General features: G+C 61.3%; 12 protein-coding genes and 1 pseudogene. 5 read left to right on the top strand and 8 right to left on the bottom strand.

Features of this window, described 5'->3' with window-relative positions:
* Positions 1-63 precede the first annotated feature (63 nt).
* From LJ362_RS02125 to LJ362_RS02110, 4 genes are all read left to right on the top strand, one after another.
* The gene (locus tag LJ362_RS02125) at positions 64-822 is read left to right on the top strand and encodes a BPL-N domain-containing protein (protein WP_264800529.1); all 759 of its coding nucleotides are present in this window, start codon (positions 64-66) and stop codon (positions 820-822) included.
* Between the two features lie 238 nt (positions 823-1,060).
* A complete protein-coding gene (locus tag LJ362_RS16855) occupies positions 1,061-2,122 on the top strand; it encodes a YceI family protein (protein ID WP_320109143.1) in 1,062 nt (353 codons plus the stop codon).
* A gap of 233 nt (positions 2,123-2,355) precedes the next feature.
* The gene (locus LJ362_RS02115) at positions 2,356-3,204 is read left to right on the top strand and encodes a hypothetical protein (protein WP_264800528.1); all 849 of its coding nucleotides are present in this window, start codon (positions 2,356-2,358) and stop codon (positions 3,202-3,204) included.
* Positions 3,205-3,317: 113 nt separating this feature from the next.
* Entirely contained in the window at positions 3,318-4,241 is a 924-nt protein-coding gene (locus tag LJ362_RS02110) for an LCP family protein (protein WP_264800527.1), read from the top strand.
* A 25-nt stretch (positions 4,242-4,266) separates the two neighbouring features.
* Here LJ362_RS02110 and LJ362_RS02105 read toward each other — a convergent pair whose 3' ends face one another.
* Genes LJ362_RS02105 through LJ362_RS02075 form a run of 7 tightly spaced genes read right to left on the bottom strand, consistent with a single transcriptional unit; the run spans position 4,267 to position 13,367 of the window.
* Positions 4,267-5,157 carry a DUF6270 domain-containing protein gene (locus LJ362_RS02105; protein WP_264800526.1) on the bottom strand — a complete coding sequence of 297 codons (891 nt, stop codon included), beginning with the start codon at positions 5,155-5,157 and terminating at the stop codon, positions 4,267-4,269.
* Positions 5,154-6,461 (bottom strand): ABC transporter ATP-binding protein, encoded by a 1,308-nt coding sequence (locus LJ362_RS02100; protein ID WP_264800525.1) that lies wholly within the window; start codon positions 6,459-6,461, stop codon positions 5,154-5,156. The genes LJ362_RS02105 and LJ362_RS02100 overlap by 4 nt, the downstream gene beginning before the upstream one ends.
* A complete protein-coding gene (locus tag LJ362_RS02095) occupies positions 6,448-7,329 on the bottom strand; it encodes an ABC transporter permease (RefSeq protein ID WP_264800524.1) in 882 nt (293 codons plus the stop codon). Before LJ362_RS02095 ends, LJ362_RS02100 begins: the two co-directional genes overlap by 14 nt.
* Positions 7,326-9,059: a glycosyltransferase family 4 protein gene (locus LJ362_RS02090; protein WP_264800523.1), complete on the bottom strand. Its 1,734-nt coding sequence runs from the start codon at positions 9,057-9,059 to the stop codon at positions 7,326-7,328. Before LJ362_RS02090 ends, LJ362_RS02095 begins: the two co-directional genes overlap by 4 nt.
* Positions 9,056-10,417, bottom strand: coding sequence for a glycosyltransferase family 4 protein (locus LJ362_RS02085; RefSeq protein WP_264800522.1), 1,362 nt, complete (start codon positions 10,415-10,417; stop codon positions 9,056-9,058). The genes LJ362_RS02090 and LJ362_RS02085 overlap by 4 nt, the downstream gene beginning before the upstream one ends.
* Positions 10,414-11,451 (bottom strand): MraY family glycosyltransferase, encoded by a 1,038-nt coding sequence (locus tag LJ362_RS02080; protein WP_264800521.1) that lies wholly within the window; start codon positions 11,449-11,451, stop codon positions 10,414-10,416. The genes LJ362_RS02085 and LJ362_RS02080 overlap by 4 nt, the downstream gene beginning before the upstream one ends.
* Positions 11,451-13,367 (bottom strand): polysaccharide biosynthesis protein, encoded by a 1,917-nt coding sequence (locus LJ362_RS02075; protein ID WP_264800520.1) that lies wholly within the window; start codon positions 13,365-13,367, stop codon positions 11,451-11,453. Before LJ362_RS02075 ends, LJ362_RS02080 begins: the two co-directional genes overlap by 1 nt.
* A 468-nt stretch (positions 13,368-13,835) precedes the next feature.
* Between LJ362_RS02075 and LJ362_RS02070 the strand changes: the two genes are divergently transcribed.
* On the top strand, positions 13,836-15,596 hold the full coding sequence (locus LJ362_RS02070) for a glycosyltransferase (RefSeq protein ID WP_264800519.1): 1,761 nt from the start codon (positions 13,836-13,838) through the stop codon (positions 15,594-15,596).
* A 223-nt stretch (positions 15,597-15,819) separates the two neighbouring features.
* On the opposite strand, the pseudogene LJ362_RS17040 reads toward LJ362_RS02070, so the two are convergent.
* A pseudogene (locus tag LJ362_RS17040) lies at positions 15,820-17,404 on the bottom strand (IS1634 family transposase).
* Positions 17,405-17,449: the final 45 nt, after the last annotated feature.

Below are 17,449 nucleotides of genomic sequence, written 5' to 3'. Positions count from 1 at the left end.
CGCAACCTACGGAACTCCCCCGTCTGTGTCCGAGGAGTCCGGGTATGCCTCGGGCCGAGTATCATGACCGCCCCCATCCGACGAGCCGTTGCCGCTCTCTTGGTCGGTCTCTTCACCGCAGCTGCCTCCGTGGGCTGTGCCGCCGCAGACACTTCAAGTCCGGATTCTCCGCTCGTGGCCGTGTACCGCGGTGAGGCCGCGTGCGACGGGTGCCCCGAGACGGTCGCACAACGGCTGAGAGCCTCGTTCACCGACGCCGAGGTGGTCTTCATCGGACGCGGTGAACGTCTGCCGTTGCAGGCCGATTCCCTTGCAGACGTGGACCTCTACGTCCAACCCGGTGGCGGGGATGACATCGACGCTGCCGCCGAAGCGCTGCCCCCGCGATTCGTCGGGGGCCTTGAACAGTATGTTGCAGACGGCGGTCGTTACCTCGGTCTGTGTATGGGCGCCTACCTGGCGGGCCCGGTCGCCCTCGGCCTCGTCGAATCGGACCTCGACGGCGAGGTCGGCCGTCCCGAATTCCCAGTCACCGACAGCAGAGAGACCGTGGTCGACGTCGCCTGGGACGGTCATCATCGCCAGACATTCTTCCAAAAGGGCGCAGTCCTTCCTCCACCCGAGGATCGCGCCGACGTGTTCGCGCGCTATGGCAACGGCGACATCGCCGCAGCACGCTACGACCACGGTGACGGTATGGCAGGTCTGGTCGGCCCTCACCCCGAGGCTGACCAGACCTGGCTGGACAAGGCGGGAATCGCCGATCCGGACGGAGACGACTGGAATTACGCCGTCCCCTTCGTCGCAGCACTGTTGGATTGACTTCGATACGAGGGCGAAAATCGAGTCTGCGGCGGGTGATCTCTGAACCGGACGGTCGGCGGTCGACGTCAACGCCGCAATCGCCTCACCAGCCCGCACCGAGGTGGCACGCACCCGACCGCCCATGTAAGACTACGTAGGCGATTGCTTTTTCAATGATCGCTCGATCTGCGAATTGGCACACCGACTACGACAGCCTCCTCTACAGGAGCGCGGAGGAACCGAAGGAGCTGCCCCCATGACAGAAAATCCTGGGATCATAGGTCATTGGGACATCGATCCCTCACATTCTCGACTGGGATTCTCCACACGCCACGCCATGGTCTCGCGGGTGCGCGGAGCGTTCAATGATGTCTCCGGCTTCGCCGACATCGCCGAGGACCTCGCCGATTCGACCGCCGAGGTCATCATCCAGACCGCGAGCGTCGACACCCGCAGCGCGGACCGCGACGAGCACCTACGCTCGGCGGACTTCTTCGACGTGGAGACCTACCCAGAGATCCGTTTCGTCTCCTCGGCCATCGACGAGGTCGACGAAGGCTCCTATATCGTCACCGGTGAGCTGACGATCCGTGATACGACGAAGACCGTCTCCGTTCCTCTCGAGCTCATCGGGGTGGACACCGACCCGTTCGGCAACCTGCGCGCCGGCCTCGAGCGCTCGCGCCGCATCGACCGCAAGGACTGGGGCGTGACCTGGAATACGAAGCTCGATTCCGGTGGTGTCCTCGTCAGCGACAAGATCACGCTCGAGTTCGAGCTCTCCCTCATCAAGAACCTCGCCGAGGCGGCCCCCGCCGATTCGTCCGAGACCGCAGTCCCGGACGAGGCCTCCACCGAGGCACCGGCACGTTCCACCGAGGCGACCTCCGCCCCCGAAGCCGGCTCCGCAGCCCCGCAGACCACAGCGCCCGTGACCAATGCCTCGGAGAACTCCGCTGACGCCCTGGTCCAGGAGACACCGGAAGCACCTGAGGCGCCGGACGCTCCGAAGCCAGAAGCCGCCGAGTCGGCTCCCGCACCGGAAGCCCCTCAGCCGGTCCCCGAAGCTCCGGAGTCGGTGACCCCGACCCCGGCAGCCGTCGAGACCGAGACGGCTCCTCCCGCGCCGAAGGCCCCGGAGAGCGCAGCATCAGTGGCCCCGAAGGCAGAGTCCGCCGGCTCGGAGTTCCCTCCCCCACCGCCGGTCAAGCCCGCCGAACCTTCCGCTGACAAGCCAGCGGACAAGGCTCCCGAGACCAAGAAGTCGGACGGTCAGTCGTCCGGAAGCGCATTCGGAAAGATCTTCGGCCTCCGCTGAAACCAACTGAACTCGACCGAGTAGCTATGAGCTGCTCGGTCAAGTTGTTTTATGTGTTGAATGAGCGCATTACCGGCAACACAGTCACTCACATTCCAACGAATAGATCACCGTTGCCCTCCACCCCGGCCAGAGGCATTCTCGCTCACGAGTAACGAGTTACGATAAGTCGTCTGCTTCGGTCAGAATCGAATCGGGGTCCCGTGAAGCATCGCTCACCTCTATTGAGGTCCTTGCTGTGGCAAGTGAATATAAGACGCGCCTTTGTCGCGCTGGTTTTAGTTTTTGCCCTCGTCGCTCTTTCGGGTTGCTCTACAGTCGAGAAGCCACCGCAGACAGGTGATTCGACCGGATCCTCCGCTGACCCTATCGAGGAAGTCAACCCGGCAGCCGTTGACGAACCAGCACCTGAGCCTGTGGCCGAGGATCTGGACCCGTACTCGGCGAAGGAAGAAGAACTCGTTTACTACGGTGAAGTGCTCGCCTACCGCTACGGAATCGACGTAGAACCGGATGAATGGCTGTCGGTCGCAGACAAGGAATGCGACTCGTATTCTGAGGCTCGCAGCACTCGTGTCTATGGCCCGAGGTCTGCCGACACCCTCGCCGACGATCCTCGCTCTGGTCTTCTGCTCGAAACCTTCGTCTTCATGGTGAACGGTTCGTTCTGGTGCGGCATCGACGATTACGGCGAGAGTTTCAAAAGGTACGGGTCTGAAGCTGAGCTGATCTCTTTGGCTTTCTTGGAAACGGCCAATGCCATCGGTCCTGTCTACGCGTCGGTTGAGGACTTCTCGGACTACTACGACAACCAACTGTTCATAATTCGATATGAGTTCGACACACCTCCGGAGTCCGACATGTCAGGTCCAACGATGCCGGACGTTCCCGACCCGTATGAAAGCTCAGACCCGGTCGAGGACGAAGCACCCGGTTACGGCAGTTCCGACCCCGACTACCCATACCCGGGTCCGTATAACGAGTATGGAGGGAACGCTGGCGGACCAACCCAGTGCAACGACGGCACCGTTTCCAATTCGTCCGGCCAGGGGACCTGCAGTTGGCACGGAGGAGAGCGCTGAAAGTTCCTCCCGACGTACGTATCCCGCGGGTGAGATCGGTACACGAGCCGATCTCACCCGCGGCTATTATTGGGGCCATCACCATATGACCTGACAGAGGAAGTGGGACTGCCATGGCCAAGCTGACGAAGATGGTTTCCGCCATCGGTTCTCTCAAGGACCTCAACTCCGCCCGCGCCGAGTTCGATGACACGTCGAAGACCATCCCCGCCGAGGCGGCCTTCCCACCCGCAGACATCCGCCCAACCGCGGACGAGTCCCGCACCCTCATGCTTCGGGTGACGAATCCAGGGAACCTCGCCGAGGCGGACCCGAAAACATCGAGTCAGGGTGACACTTTCGCTGTCATCCACGTTCCGGCCTCCGGCGACTTCGCAGCAGGTCTCGTTCTCAATCCCTCCACTCAGATCGAGGCCGGTCAGACTTTCGCGACCATTGCCGACGAAGGCGGGTGGCCGGTTGTCGTCGCCATGGTTGAGGAGTTCCTCGGCATCCGCATCGATCACATTGCACAGCTCGAATCAGACGCGCTGGGTCGAGTCATCGGTGAGCTCGGCGGTCTGCAGGTTTACAGCCGAGCTGCGTTCAACGCCGGCGGCACCGACTTCGTTGAGGGGACGAACAATCTCGATGGCGCGACATCGTCGATCTTCACTGCGGCGGATCCGGTCGATGATGCCGGTCAGACGCGGACCCGCAATCAGCGTGCGGTCGTGCGTGCGCTCGTCCAGGGGCTGAAGTCAGGCGGGTTGGTCAAGGACCCGAACAAGGGCGCGGCCGTGCTCGCACATTTCGCTTCAGGGATTCAACACAATGCCGAGCTGACCACGAGTGAGCTCGTCAAGATCGCCAATGGCCTCCGCACCCTGCAGGCGGACGACGTCGCCGTGGTCACCGTGCCCACGAACTCCCGTCGCGAGGACGACGGCACGGTCATCATCGACTTCGATCCCGAGGCAGTACCGGCTCTCAAGAACGCTTTGGCCGGCAACGAGCTAGCCGACTTCTTCCGCTACCTCGTGTCGCTGGGGTACTGAGACGTGCAGTCTCGCATTCGCCGTTTCACTCGGCGTGAGTCGACGACGTGCCCCACTTTTCCACCAGGTCGCGGACGCTTTGCACGATCGACCTGTAGTCCTCGTCCCGGTAGTGGAACGGCTGAGGCCCCCATTTGTGGTCTCGGTTGATCCGGACTTGGCTACTGGCCCTTGTGACTGTTGACTTCACCATGGACTGAGCGAATCTGCGGTACCGGACAAAGTCTGCATTGGCAGCGACGGCCCTGTCCGCATACTCTTCTGCTTCAGTAGGTCTCACGTTTCGCAGGCTAGTCAATGCTTCGGCAATCCCTTGCCCGCGGGTTAGTCTGCGGCTAGCTTCGCGGCTGCCACGTTGCAGCCGTCGCCAGCTGCGACCCAATTTCGCCAGACTGTCGCTTTGCGGGTGCTGGGCACCGTCAACAGCTCCAGCCCACTCAATGTCGAGCAAAATAGTCTTCTCCCACAACCCAGCGTCCCTAAGCCCATCGACGAGCTGGACAAAGCCAGACTTCCATCGGACGAAGTGTTCTTCACTTCCAAATTCAATGAGCCGAGCACCACTCCGGCGTGCTTCGCGAGCGGCGCCACAGGACTCAACTTCGATCGAATTCGTCATGGTCGTACCGTCAGGAAACTGCCAAAAACCTCGTCTTTCGTCGACTAAATCGAGAAGTACGACATCGAGATCGCTCGCATTATTAACGATTCGTTCGAGACCTGAACCATGAAGGTCATTAGTGACCATTCGCTCTTGAAAAGCCGAGGTCAGGTCACTCAGATCAATTTCAGCTTTCCCATGCGGAGATTCCAAGCTCGTCACCGAGTGCCTGGCCACGTAAGCCACGACCTCAGCTTCAGGCATGAACTCCGCCGTATCGCGGCTCACGCAGGAACCGAAGATTGCGATCTTCATCGGCCCGAGTCCTGGTGAACGACAGGGGTCTCGTCTTCCTGCCGCAAACGCTGCCTCTCCTCATACCGTTCATCGGCGATCTTTCGGGCGCGAGAAGCGAGCCTGCGGCCGGTGAAGTCATCCGCAGCGGCAACCGATGACGCACGGTCATTCGGGTTCGCTGCTCGCAGAACGACGCGTTTCTTACTGGGATTGAGCCGCAGAGGCGGGGCATCGGTGATCCGTGGTGCACTCACTGCCTGAGAGGCCGGTTTGGGCAGAGCCGGAAATTTGGCCTTCGGCATCTCGGCGTCGAAGGATTTGGGCCAGACCTGCTCCTCGGCAGCGGCCAACATCGGAGTCGGCGTCTCTTCGACTTCGTCGATCGTGTCCTGTCGCTTCACATGACGTGCCGGAGCGGCCTTCGTCTTTGACGGGCGCGCTGCGTGCCGCGGGATGGGATTCTTGATGAGTTCGGGCTCGAGGATGTTGATCTCCTCTTTGACCGCGTTGCTCACCACATCGGCAAGGAGCTTGTCTGCAATGTCTTCCTTGCCCTTGGCAACATTCCACGCCCACCAGCGGTATTTCTCTGCGACAGCCTCGGCAGGGCCGTTCATGAGGATCTCGCCTCGGTGCATCCAGACTGCGCGGGTACACAGCTCCTGAATCACTTTTGCGGCATGGTTGACGAGCAGAACCGTTCCTGCTTCGGCAAGAAGCTCATCCATCGCACGTTCGCTGCGCTCAGCGAACGTCGCGTCGCCGGTCGACAGAGCCTCGTCGATGAGCAGGATCTTCGGTCGCGCAGCCAAAGCGATGGCAAATCTGAGCCGGGCGCCCATACCGGAAGAGTATGTTCCCATCGGCCGATGGATTGCCGAGCCCAACGCCGAAAGCTCAACGACATAGTCGAAGGCTTCGGCCGCCTCTTCGGGGGACAAACCCATCGCCAGACATCCGAGGCGCACGTTCTCACTTCCCGACAGCGCGGGTTGCAAGGCAGCGCTTACACCGAGCAGAAGCGGCTGGTAACGGACGAGGATGCGGCCACGATCCGGTTGCTCGACCCCGGCGACGTTGCGCAGGAAGGTGGACTTTCCGGAACCGTTGGCCCCGACGATTCCCACCATCTCTCCTTCGCGGGCAACGAAGTTGACCCCACGCAGCGCTCGCACAGTCGTCTGACCTTGCCGTCCGACGATCTTGTTCGTCAGGCCTCGGACACCAGTTGCCTTGTTGCCCGGATCATTGGTGTTGACGGTGTACCGGACCTGGACGTTCTCCGCGATGATGGTGGGGTCCTGGACCTCAGAGTCGGCCATAGTTCTCCTCCCCTCTCCAGAAGAACAGGAATCCGACCATGAGAAGACCGAAGGCCCAGACTGTGCCGACGATCCACATCTTCGGATCCGAATCGACTCCGTAGAGCAGTGAGTTGCGCACCAGCGTCAGATAGGCATGCATCGGGTTGTACTGCATTGCCTCCAAAAGTGCCGGGTGATTTCCCAAACGGTCTTCGATGGAGAAGAACACTCCCGATCCGTAGAGCCAGAATCGGCTGACAATCGACATGAAGTTCGTGAGGTCCGGGATCTTGTGTCCAAGACGAGCTAGGAAGCAGGCGAGACCGACGTTGAAGATCGTCTGCAGAATTATGACGGGGATGACGAGGATGACACGCCAGGTGATGACTTCGAGCGGGGGCACGACCGCCAGCACGATGACCATGACGAGCAGTGTCGGCATGAAGTCGAGGAAATTGCGGACCACAGTAGAGATCGGAAGCGCAGCACGGGGGAACTGGAATCCCTTGATCATCGACGCCCCCGAGCGGATCGCTCCGGTTCCGCCGGTCATGCACTTGCCGGTGAACCCGAAGAAGAACACTCCGACGACGAGGAAGCCGAGGAAGTTCGGAACTCCTCGAGAAGTCTGCAGAATGAATCCGAAGATGAACCAGAATGCGAGCACCGACAGCAGTGGATTGAGGAACAGCCAGCCGTATCCGAGGATGTTCTTCCGCGTCGAACTCGACATCTTGGCTCGGGACTCGGCGATGATGAAGTGCCGACGGTTCCACAGCGCGGCGAGGTAGCTGCTCAGACTCGTCCGCCGACCGACGGGTACGAGGCCTTCGCTCGAAACGGACGGGATCGAACTCAGCCCAAGGGGGTTCGTTGTCTCACTCATCGCGCATCACTCCCCACGAGTTGAGAATAGACCTGCCCATATCGTCGTCCGATTTCCTTCCACCTGCGAGTTGCAAGAACGTGTGCTCGTCCATTGTCTCCGAATCTGGCTCTCGCGGTGTCATCGGAGGCGAGCTCGGACAGCAGTCCCGCGAGTTCCTGCGGGTTCTCCGGCGGTGTCACCAAGCCAGCGTTGTCCGGAACCAGTTCACGCAGTGCCGGCAGGTCGGAGATGACCACGGGTCGCGCAAGACCCATCGCTTCGATCGGTTTGATCGGAGTGACCAGACGACAGACCGGTTCGTCCTTGCGTGGTACGACGATGGCATCGAGCGCAAGTTGGTACTCAATTGCCCGAGCTTGTGAGACCCGGCCGGTGAAGACTGCGTTCTCTCCCAGACCTGCGGCTCGTTCTCTCAGTTCCGGCAGGGCGACACCGTCACCGGCGATGAGGAGACGCAGGTCCGTGCCCTGGCTCCGGGCCCGGATGACCGCGTCGACGAGGTCGTCGAGGCCCTCATAGCCGACGATCGAGGCCGCCGTTCCGACCCAGATTCCTTGCCCGGGCAGGCCGAGGCCTTTTCGCACATCGGCCGGAGTGCGGGTGACATCGGTGTCGACGACGGCTTCGGAGACCGAATTCGGGATGAGTGTGATCTTGTACGCCGGAACTCCCCCGGCGATCAGGTGCTCACGCATCGTCTCGCCCAAGGTGATGACGACATCGGCGGCGGTAGCGACCTCGATTTCCTTTGAACGCATGAGGGCGAAGCGTTGGCTTGCTCGACGTGCGGAGCGTTCGGCCGGGTTGGCACCAGCAGCCGCCCACGTCTCTTCAAGGACGCCGCGAACCTCATAGACCCAGGGCAGGCCCGCTGCGGCCGCAGCTGCTCCCGTGGCCAGACCGTTGACGTAATGCGTGGTTGTGTGAAGGATCTGAACATCGCGAACCTGCGCCTGTTCAGCGATCCAACTCGCCTGGTCACCGAGTCGTTCCGAAGGGGTGGAGCGCGGCCGCAGAGGCACGTGACGCAGGTAGTCGATACCATCGACAGTCTCGACAGGCCCCGAGCTCACCCGTCCGATCGTCACCGGGTAAGAAGGGCGCGTTGCTGCGGCCACCCGGTGCCCCGCATCCTGCAGAGTCGAGAGTATGGCATGCGAGCGGTAGGCGTATCCGGAACGTGTGTGCGGCAGCGAGTTCGTCAGCACATGCAGTGCCGTGGCCGGTTGATCCGCCTGGCTGCGTGCCGGACGGGCCGTGATGTGGCTCGACACTTCGGGCCACCATCCCTGTTGCAGGCACCGGCGCTCCTCGACCAGTCGTGTTCGGCGAGCACAGTCGGGCAGCACGTCGATGGCGTCATCGATACTGCCCTTGGTCCACTGGATACGCGACCGCAGTGCAGTCGCCTCGGGCACGGCCCTCGCGATGGCCTCGGCCTCGTCGAGGAGCCCGAGGTTGAGCGCAATCTCGCCGAGCAGCCGCGAGGGCGAACTCGAGTCGATGACGAGTCTCTTCGCCTTCGACTCCTCCCCGAGCAGCCATGCCGAGGCCGCACGTCCGGCGTCACCGGGGACTCGGGCGATTGCGTACCCGACGAGCCGCGAGGCCGGTCCGGGAAGGCGACGGGCCAACTGCATGCTGAAGAAGACCCGGTCGTCGTTGACATGACCGGCTGTCGTGGCGACCGCGTTGGCGACCTGGCGGGCGAGGAAGAGCAGATTCACGCGACCACCTGATTGAGAATGCGTTCGTATCCGTGTCCCATCGCCGCCGCCGAGGCGTGCCGGATCACCCATTCGCGCGGGTCCTGCCCGTCCGGCGGGTTGATACCGAATTCCTCTCCGGCTTCGATCCGGTCGCGCATCCTCGTCATCGCTGCGGCCACGGAGTCCGCGTCTCCCGGGGTTGCGATCTCGCCGGCGGCTGTTCCGGTGATGATGTCTGCGGCCTCTCCGGCAACGACGCCGAGGACGGGAATCCTGCGGGCCATGAGCGAATAGAGCTTCGAGGGCACAGTGCATTCGTACGAGTCGAGCGGACTGAGACTGACGAGTCCGGCATCGGCCCACTCCCAGTGAGCTGCGAGTTCCGCTCCTGCATGCTGTGGGAAGAACTCGACCGGAACTCCGTGGATCGCGGCATCGTCTTTGAGGGCTTCCGCGTCGACACCTCCGCCGACGATGCGCAGTCGGACGCCTTCGACGCGGGCCAGTGCACGGATCGAGGTTCTCAGGTCCTGAGAGCGCCCGACGGTGCCGACGTAGAGCAGGTTGAGCCCGCTCTGTCCTGCGGCGGTGCTGTCATCCATACCGTGGGCGACGGACTCAACATCGTCGGCCGGACGAATCACGGGAAGCGCCCCCGTGGCGGTCAACCCGGATGCTCCCTCGAGCTCTGCGGGTGAGACACCGCTGCGCACCACCTCGGCGGTCACCCCGCGCTGTTCCAGGCGATGCTTGAATCCCTCGGTCGTGACGACGACGACCGAGGCACGCCGCTGGGCCCGGGTGAGCAGACCGGGCAGGAACCGGCGTTCGAGGGACTGTGTGAATGGCTCCGGCAGATACCTCCCGAGGGCACCAGTCACAAGATTCATCTCGGAGATGAGGTCCGGCCAAGCATCGCGGACCTCCGCGACATGGGGCACGCGCAGCAGTCGCGACAGAGTGTCTCCGGCGAGCAGGAACGGCAGGGCCGGGGTCGTGGAGATGATGACGTCCGGTTTCATCTTGCCGCGCAGCCGGTCGATGACGGCTGACATGGCGCCGGTGGCCGATACCGTCTGGTCGAGCAGCTGTCGGGCCATCGAGGAACCGCTGTGCAGATAGGGCACTCGCAGGATCCGTTCTCCGTCGATACCGGTGTCCCAGGTACCGCCGAGGCGCACATCGACGCGACGGCGTCCCCTGCCGACCTTGGACCCGAAGAAGCCCGCTCGGTCGGGGTACGGGTAGTGGGGGTGCGGAGCGACGGTGACGACCTCGTGCCCGTTGGCGCGCAGGTGGTCGACGAGGATCCGCCATCGTCGCTGCGGTGCACCGACCTCGGGATAGTAGTAATGGCTGAGCAGAACGATTCTCATGCGGTGACCGCCTCCGTACGGGCTCGACGGTTCAACCACATGGGCAGCAGCGCATAGAGAGCGAGCAATCCGACCCAGAACACGTGGGAAGGGTATGTCGTCGCCGTATTTCCGCTGATGAGGGTCGGGACGGCCATAATGCAGGCAAGGACGCTCAGTGCAGCATGGAAAAGCGCAACGGAGCTGTGCGGCCACCCTGCCTGCTGAATCCGCTGGTAGATGTGTTCCCGGTGAGGCAAGAGAATGTTCTCTCCCCGGAAGAGTCGCATAACCAGAGTGAGTCCGACGTCGAAGAAGACGAAGATCATCGGGGCGATGATGACGACGATCGGTACTCCCTGAACGAAAAGCCATACCGCAAGAGCGAATACGGCCGCTCCGATACCGTAGCTGCCCGTGTCTCCGAGGAACGCCTTGGCCCGACCGAGGTTGAACGGGAGGAACCCGACAGCGGCGCCGGCCAGCGCCAGAGCAAGCAGCGCAATGTCGTTCTCTCCCATCCAGAAACCGACGAAGGCGAACCATCCAGCGGTGACGATGGTCCACTCGGTGACATACCCGTTGAGTCCGTCGACGAAGTTCACGGCGTTGACAGTAGTCACGCCGATGACCGCGAAGGCGATGACGTGTGCGACCCCCTGTGTTGAGAACATTGCGATGATCGCGCTGAACAGCAGAGCCAGGATGACCTGTCCGATCAGCCGCCCGGCGGGGCGCAGGGAGTCGAGATCATCACTCATCCCGATGGCCGAATAGCACCAGGTCAGGACCAGGAAGCCGATCGGCAGGAGGATTCCGCCGAGGCCGAAGACCCCGTCTTCGCTGACGGTCCAGACCATGGCGAGAATCGTGGCCACGGTGATGCCGCAGCCGATGGCGATTCCCCCGCCGCGTACGGTCGACAGAGTATGCGAGGAGCGATGAGAGGGGACATCGACGACGCCGGCTCGCCGCAGCAAGGGGAAGGCGATGAGGGCGCTGAGAGCCGTGACCACCGCGGCCACAACCAGGATCACCAGCGACTGCAGAGCCATCAGAGGCCGACTCCGGTGTCATGAGGATCTGCTCCCGGCTCGGAGGCTTTTGATGACGTCGCTGCCGGTTCGATGGCCGCCGTCGCGTCATCGGTGACCGGGACTGACTCGGAGTCGAGCAGGCTCGTCAAGCGTTCCTCGAGGACCGATCGGTGAGTGAAAACCTGCGGGTCACGAGATTCGGCGACGAGAGCACCGAGCTTCTCTAGATCGATCGGAGCGATCGGAACCTGAGTGATCAGCGGGTGATTGGGTCGGCTGTCGACCTCACCCGGCGAAAGCAGCGCTTCAGTGAGCTTCTCCCCCGGGCGCAGACCGGTGTACACGATCTGCGCATCGCTGCGGCCCGACAGTGCGATCACGCGCTTGGCGAGGTCAGCGATGCGGATCGGTTCGCCCATGTCGAGGACCAAGGTCTCTCCGGGGCTGCCGATCGCCGCCGCCTGCAGAACGAGCTCACATGCCTCATCGGCAGTCATGAAGTACCGAGTGACCTCGGGGTCGGTGACAGTGACGGGATCGCCGGCCGCCACCTGAGCCACAAAGGTTTCGAGCACGGACCCTCGGGAACCGAGCACATTGCCGAATCGCACAGACATATAACGCCGCCCGGTTGCTCCAGCCACTGAGGCGATCGCGCGCTCGATGGAGAACTTCGTCCGCCCCAGCACCGAGGTCGCCCCGGCGGCCTTGTCTGTGGAGATGTGAACGAAGGAATCGACGTCGTGAGCCACCGCCGCGTTGAGCAGGTCGAGGCTGGCACCGACGTTCGTGCGCACTGCCTGCTCAGGGAAGCGCTCGAGGAAAGTCAGATGTTTGAGAGCAGCGGCGTGGAAGATGATGTCCGGCTTCGCCTCGGCGACGAGAGCATCGATAAATGCCGAATCCCGCAGATCTCCGAGGACGAGGTCATCACTGGTCAGAAGGGCCGAACCTTCGAGGCCGAGCTCGGTGGCGTGCAGGCCGGACTCGTCCCGGTCGGTCATGATGAGTCGGGCCGGGTCGAACCGGGCGACCTGACGGCACAGCTGTGAGCCGATTGAGCCGCCTGCCCCGGTGACGAGGACAACCTTGCCGGTGATCTCCGAGGCGATGTCGTCGATATTCGTCGAGATCGGTTTGCGCCCGATGAGGTCTTCGAGGCTGACGTCGCGGAAACTGCGATGACGCAGGTCGGCGACGTCATGGGCATCCGGCTCGGGACGGGCCAGCGCGGAGTCCGAAAGCTTCGGCATGATCTTGATCTCGACCGGCCGGGACTCGAGATTCGATGCGATGCGGGAAAGATCTTCAGGCGGCAGATCCGCGATGGCGATGATGACGACCCCGGCACCGGTGCGGTCGACGTGTGAGGCGATATCGGCGATCGGTCCGAGCACGCGAATTCCGTTGTAGCGCAGATGCCGTTTGGCAGGGTCATCGTCGAGGATGCCGACGGCGACGAATTCGCTGTGCGTATCCTGCGCGATCATGTCGAGAGCGAGCATGCCCTGGTTGCCCGCGCCGACGACGATTGTTGGCCTTGACACGCCAGACGTGGTGAGACTGCGCTGTCTCATGTTGCGACGGAGCCAGTTTTCGAGACTCTTGACGACGACCATGAGCGCTCCCGCCGTGATGGGGACACTGGTCGGAATGAGCAGCTGACTGGCGAGGGCGAATTCGGCCACCCACATAATTCCGACACCCAGAGCAACCGTTCCCACGATTGCGGCGAACTGATCGGTTGAGCCGCGCAGGTAGCGGCCGCGGTAGATCGCCGCAGGTCCTCCGATAAGGAAGACCACCATGGCGATCGCCGAACACACGAACATGCCTGGTGCGTTGACGAGCTGAGTATGGAAGTCGTATCGCACCAGCGTCATCACTACGACGAGGAACGCGAAGACGAGACCGTCAATGAGTGACAGAGCCATGGCTCTACCGTGCCGCTTCATTGGCGTCCGTGAGGGAATGGGCTCTGAAGTGCTTCCCACTGTCCTCTTTTCCCTCGTCTTACATGGCTTGGTTCAACCCGGTCTACGATTGCGCCGTGTAAATCTCGCGACAGGAGACCGAGCTTCTTGCAACCTCTTGATTGTACTATTGGGCTTGTCAGCTTCCGCACAGGAATACTGTTGAAAGCGTTAAGAAATGGTTCCATTTCGGTTGCCCCACTGCAAGTAGAGTGTGATACATCCCGTTTCGCTCGCGCTTACTTGAACCGGGTTTCTGCGAAACAGGACTTTGCGCGATTCTGATCAGGTCGAAAGGATCCGACTGTGTCTCAAACTCCTCTTCGCACATTGCGGACCGGTCTCTGGCATCTGCGCCACGGCGGCCCAGCTCAATTCTCAAAGTGGAGGCGCCGTCGAAATCTTCACCAAGGAGTTGCCGACGGACGGATGACCGATCAGCTCACTGCGGACAATCTGCTGGAGACGTTTCCTGTAGCTCCGAATTCCGATCGTCGGCCTGTGTTCGACGATCTCAGAGTTGGCACCATCCTCGACGAGTTCTCAGCGGAGAGCTTCGGTTACGAATGGACGATTGTCCCCCTGAAACGCGATGGATGGACATTGCAGTTGGGCTCGGTCGACTTCGTCTTCATCGAATCAGCGTGGAATGGCAATGGTGGGGACTGGAAGTTCAAGCTCACCGGCACCACCGGGCCAAGCCCCGAGGTTGTCGAACTGCTGGCGGAGTGTCGTCATCGCAAAATCCCAACAGTTTTTTGGAACAAGGAAGATCCACCGCACTTCGAGGACTTCCTACCCTTGGCCAAAAACTGCGATGTCGTCTTCACCAGCGATACCCGCCTCATCCCCAAATATCAAGCCAGACTGGGCCATGATCGAGTCGCGGTACTGCCGTTTGCGGCTCAGCCGGCAATCCATAATCCCTCCCGCCCAGCGCACAACTTTGCCGCCCGCGACATTGCATTTGCGGGGATGTACTTCGCACACAAGTTCCCCGAACGCCGTCAACAAATGGAACTTCTGCTTGGGGCCGCAGCAACCGTGTCGAGCAGAATGCAGCACGGACTCGAAATATTCTCCCGTTTCCTGGGCGAGGATGAGCGCTATCAGTTCCCAGGCTCGCTGGCTGATCGCGTAATCGGATCCTTGCCATATCGCAACCTCCTGACCGCGTACAAACACTTCAAAGTGTTCCTCAACGTCAACTCCGTGGTCGACTCGCCTAGTATGTGCGCCCGACGCATATTCGAGATCACGGCAGCAGGAACTCCGGTAGTGACAACTCCGAGCGCAGCGACAAAGGCATTTTTCCCAATAGATGAGATTGCTCAGCCAGAGACCGAGGAAGAGGCAGAATTCGTACTCCGGTCTCTCGTGCGCAGCAAAGAGCTGCGGGACCGCACCGTGCACAAAGCCCAACGGCGCATCTGGGCAGAGCACACTTATACCCATCGAGCTATGTCTGTCATGGACGCACTTGCCATCGACCACGCACATCCTATAAGTGCCTCGGTATCGGCGGTCGTTTCGACCAACCGTCCTGAGCACCTCGAGAAGGTCATCTCCGCGCACGCTCACCAGACTCATGCCGACCGGGAACTCGTCCTTGTCGCCCACGGCTTCAGAGTCCCGCCCGAATTCGCACGAAGGTCAGCCGACGCCGGAATCGAGAACTTGCAGATCCTTGAGGTCGACTCATCCGAGTCATTAGGCGAGTGCCTCAACCGTGGCATTTCGGCGGCGGGAGGCGATGTCGTCGCCAAAATGGACGATGACGACATCTACGGCGCGCACTACTTATCCGATCAGCTGGCTGCTCTTCGCTACTCAGGCGCTGACCTCGTCGGAAAACAAGCACACTACCTTTACCTCACGTCCCGGAATATCCTCATGTGCCGGTTCCCGGAGCGTGAGCACCGCTACACCGATCTGGTTATGGGCCCGACGCTCATGGGGCGAAAGGACCTTTTCATAAAGCACCCGTTTGCAGACCGAACACAGGGGGAAGATACTGAACTTCAGCAACGGTTCGTAGCCGCTGGCGCTCGCATTTATTCAGCAGACCGTTTCAACTTCGTCCAGGTCCGTGGCGACCATAAACATACCTGGTCAATTCATGACAATGAGCTGCTGGCAAACTCAACAGTCCACGCGTTTGGATACAGCAAACACCATTACCTTTTCTAAAGCAAGACGTCACCGACTCTGCAGCGCATACACATACCTTGCGGTAGCGCCCGCGCAACAAAGTTACAAAGTCCTGCGACCAGCTATCTTTGAAATGGCGGGGTTCCGACATATACGAAAGAGCGAGGCTACGTGAAGGGAAGGTGCATTCGGTAGCACCTGCAGACTGAAACAGTGTGCAACCTCGGTACATCGTGGACACTAACACCTGAGTTCCACAATTTTAGTGCCCCGGGAATCGGCCCGGCAGTAGCTCAGCCGCGATTTCTCTCGCTTCACCAGTGGCCTCGGGATCGAAGGTGATGTCCTGCCCACCCACTCGGCCGGTGAACTCCCGCAACGGCCGCAGACTCGTGATGATCTTCTTCAACGACGCCGCAGTCGCGTCCTGCATGAACCTCGATACAGCCAGCGCGGTGAACACGACCGTCAAGTGTGCCTCGATCGCATCCCTGGTGCGGTGAAAGATCGGCCTGGCCCTCAAGTCGGTCTTGACATTCGAAAAGACTGCTCGACATGCCACAGATCGTGATGAATGCCGATCACCTCAGCAGCCGACATGACGTCGACGGGAATGTTCGTCACGTATCCCTTGAACCCGGTCAGTTTCATCGCCCGCTCGTAAGCCTTCTCACCGAAGGCCTTCTCCTCATCCGTGACCTTCACAAACCGAGCCTTCTTCGCCGGCTTCTCCCCGTCGATGATCGCTAATGCCCGATTACGCTGCAGGTTCAGAGTCTGCTCATCACGCATCGCACGCTTACGCCGGTACTGCCACACCACCCGCCGCGCATCCTGATGCTCTTCTGCTGACCAGGCGGGTTCGCGCTTCTTCTTCACCCGATCCGGATCAAGTCGCTTCACACCCTTCGGGGTGATCGTGTCGATGATCTGCCCGTCCTCGGTGTACTCACCGTTCCACCGAAAATAAGTTGCCAGATCGTGTGGGGCTTTCGTCTGCCGAGACCCTACAATGAAGCGCAATCCGGCATCATCGAGTTCCTTGAGGTTCTTCGCCGACAACATGCCCGCGTCGGCGGCGACGACCATGTCTGTCACACCGTGGCGGTCTTGGAAGGCTTTGATCACCGGAATGATCGTGTGAGTCTCGGCCTTCGCACCTTCGAAACAGCCGATCTCGAGCGGGAACCCGGTCCGATCGACGAGCAGTCCCACGGCGATCTGCGGGTCGACGCGACGTTCTTTCGAGTACCCGACCTGGCGCAGAGCGTCTTCCTTCTCAGCCTCAAAATATAATGTCGTGACGTCGTAGAGGAGCAAACTGATGCCGGCGGTGGCGACACTGTGGGCGTAGCACTTCTCTGCGATGTTCCCGCGGTAGTCGCGTTCGTTGGGCCGCACTAGGCAGTTGACGAACGTGTTGTGGTGCGGCGGCTCGATACCGAGTTCGGAAAGGACACGGAAGCTGTCGGCTTTCGACGTGGGTTCGACCAATCGTGCCAGCACGAGTTAGAAGAAGGCGTTGTCGCTGACTACCTCGCCGAAACCGAGCCTCTTCCATGACTGGGTGATGGCGTCGATGAGGATAGATGACCGTGAGCCCACAACCGTTCGCGCCCGTGGCGGTGAGCAGTATCGGCGGGTAAACCCAATTCGAGCTCGGGTTGTTCGACCGCCCCATAGTCGGCGAGCTTCTCTTCGCCGGCAGTGAGCAGGGCCGCGAGTTCGGCTTCTGAATGTGCAGATCCAATGTGTTCAAGGATGGTGACTTTGCCACGGCGTTTGCGCACGATCTGCACGGCCGTGGCCCCAGAGCCAGTGGTGACTTTCCGTAGACGAGGCGACATAACCCCATCGTAGACAGCCGATTAGTGCCCCACCAACACGATCCC

Origin of the sequence: Brevibacterium sp. JSBI002, assembly GCF_026013965.1 — a bacterium.
Lineage (GTDB): Bacteria > Actinomycetota > Actinomycetes > Actinomycetales > Brevibacteriaceae > Brevibacterium.
This window is presented reverse-complemented; position numbering and strand designations above follow the sequence as displayed.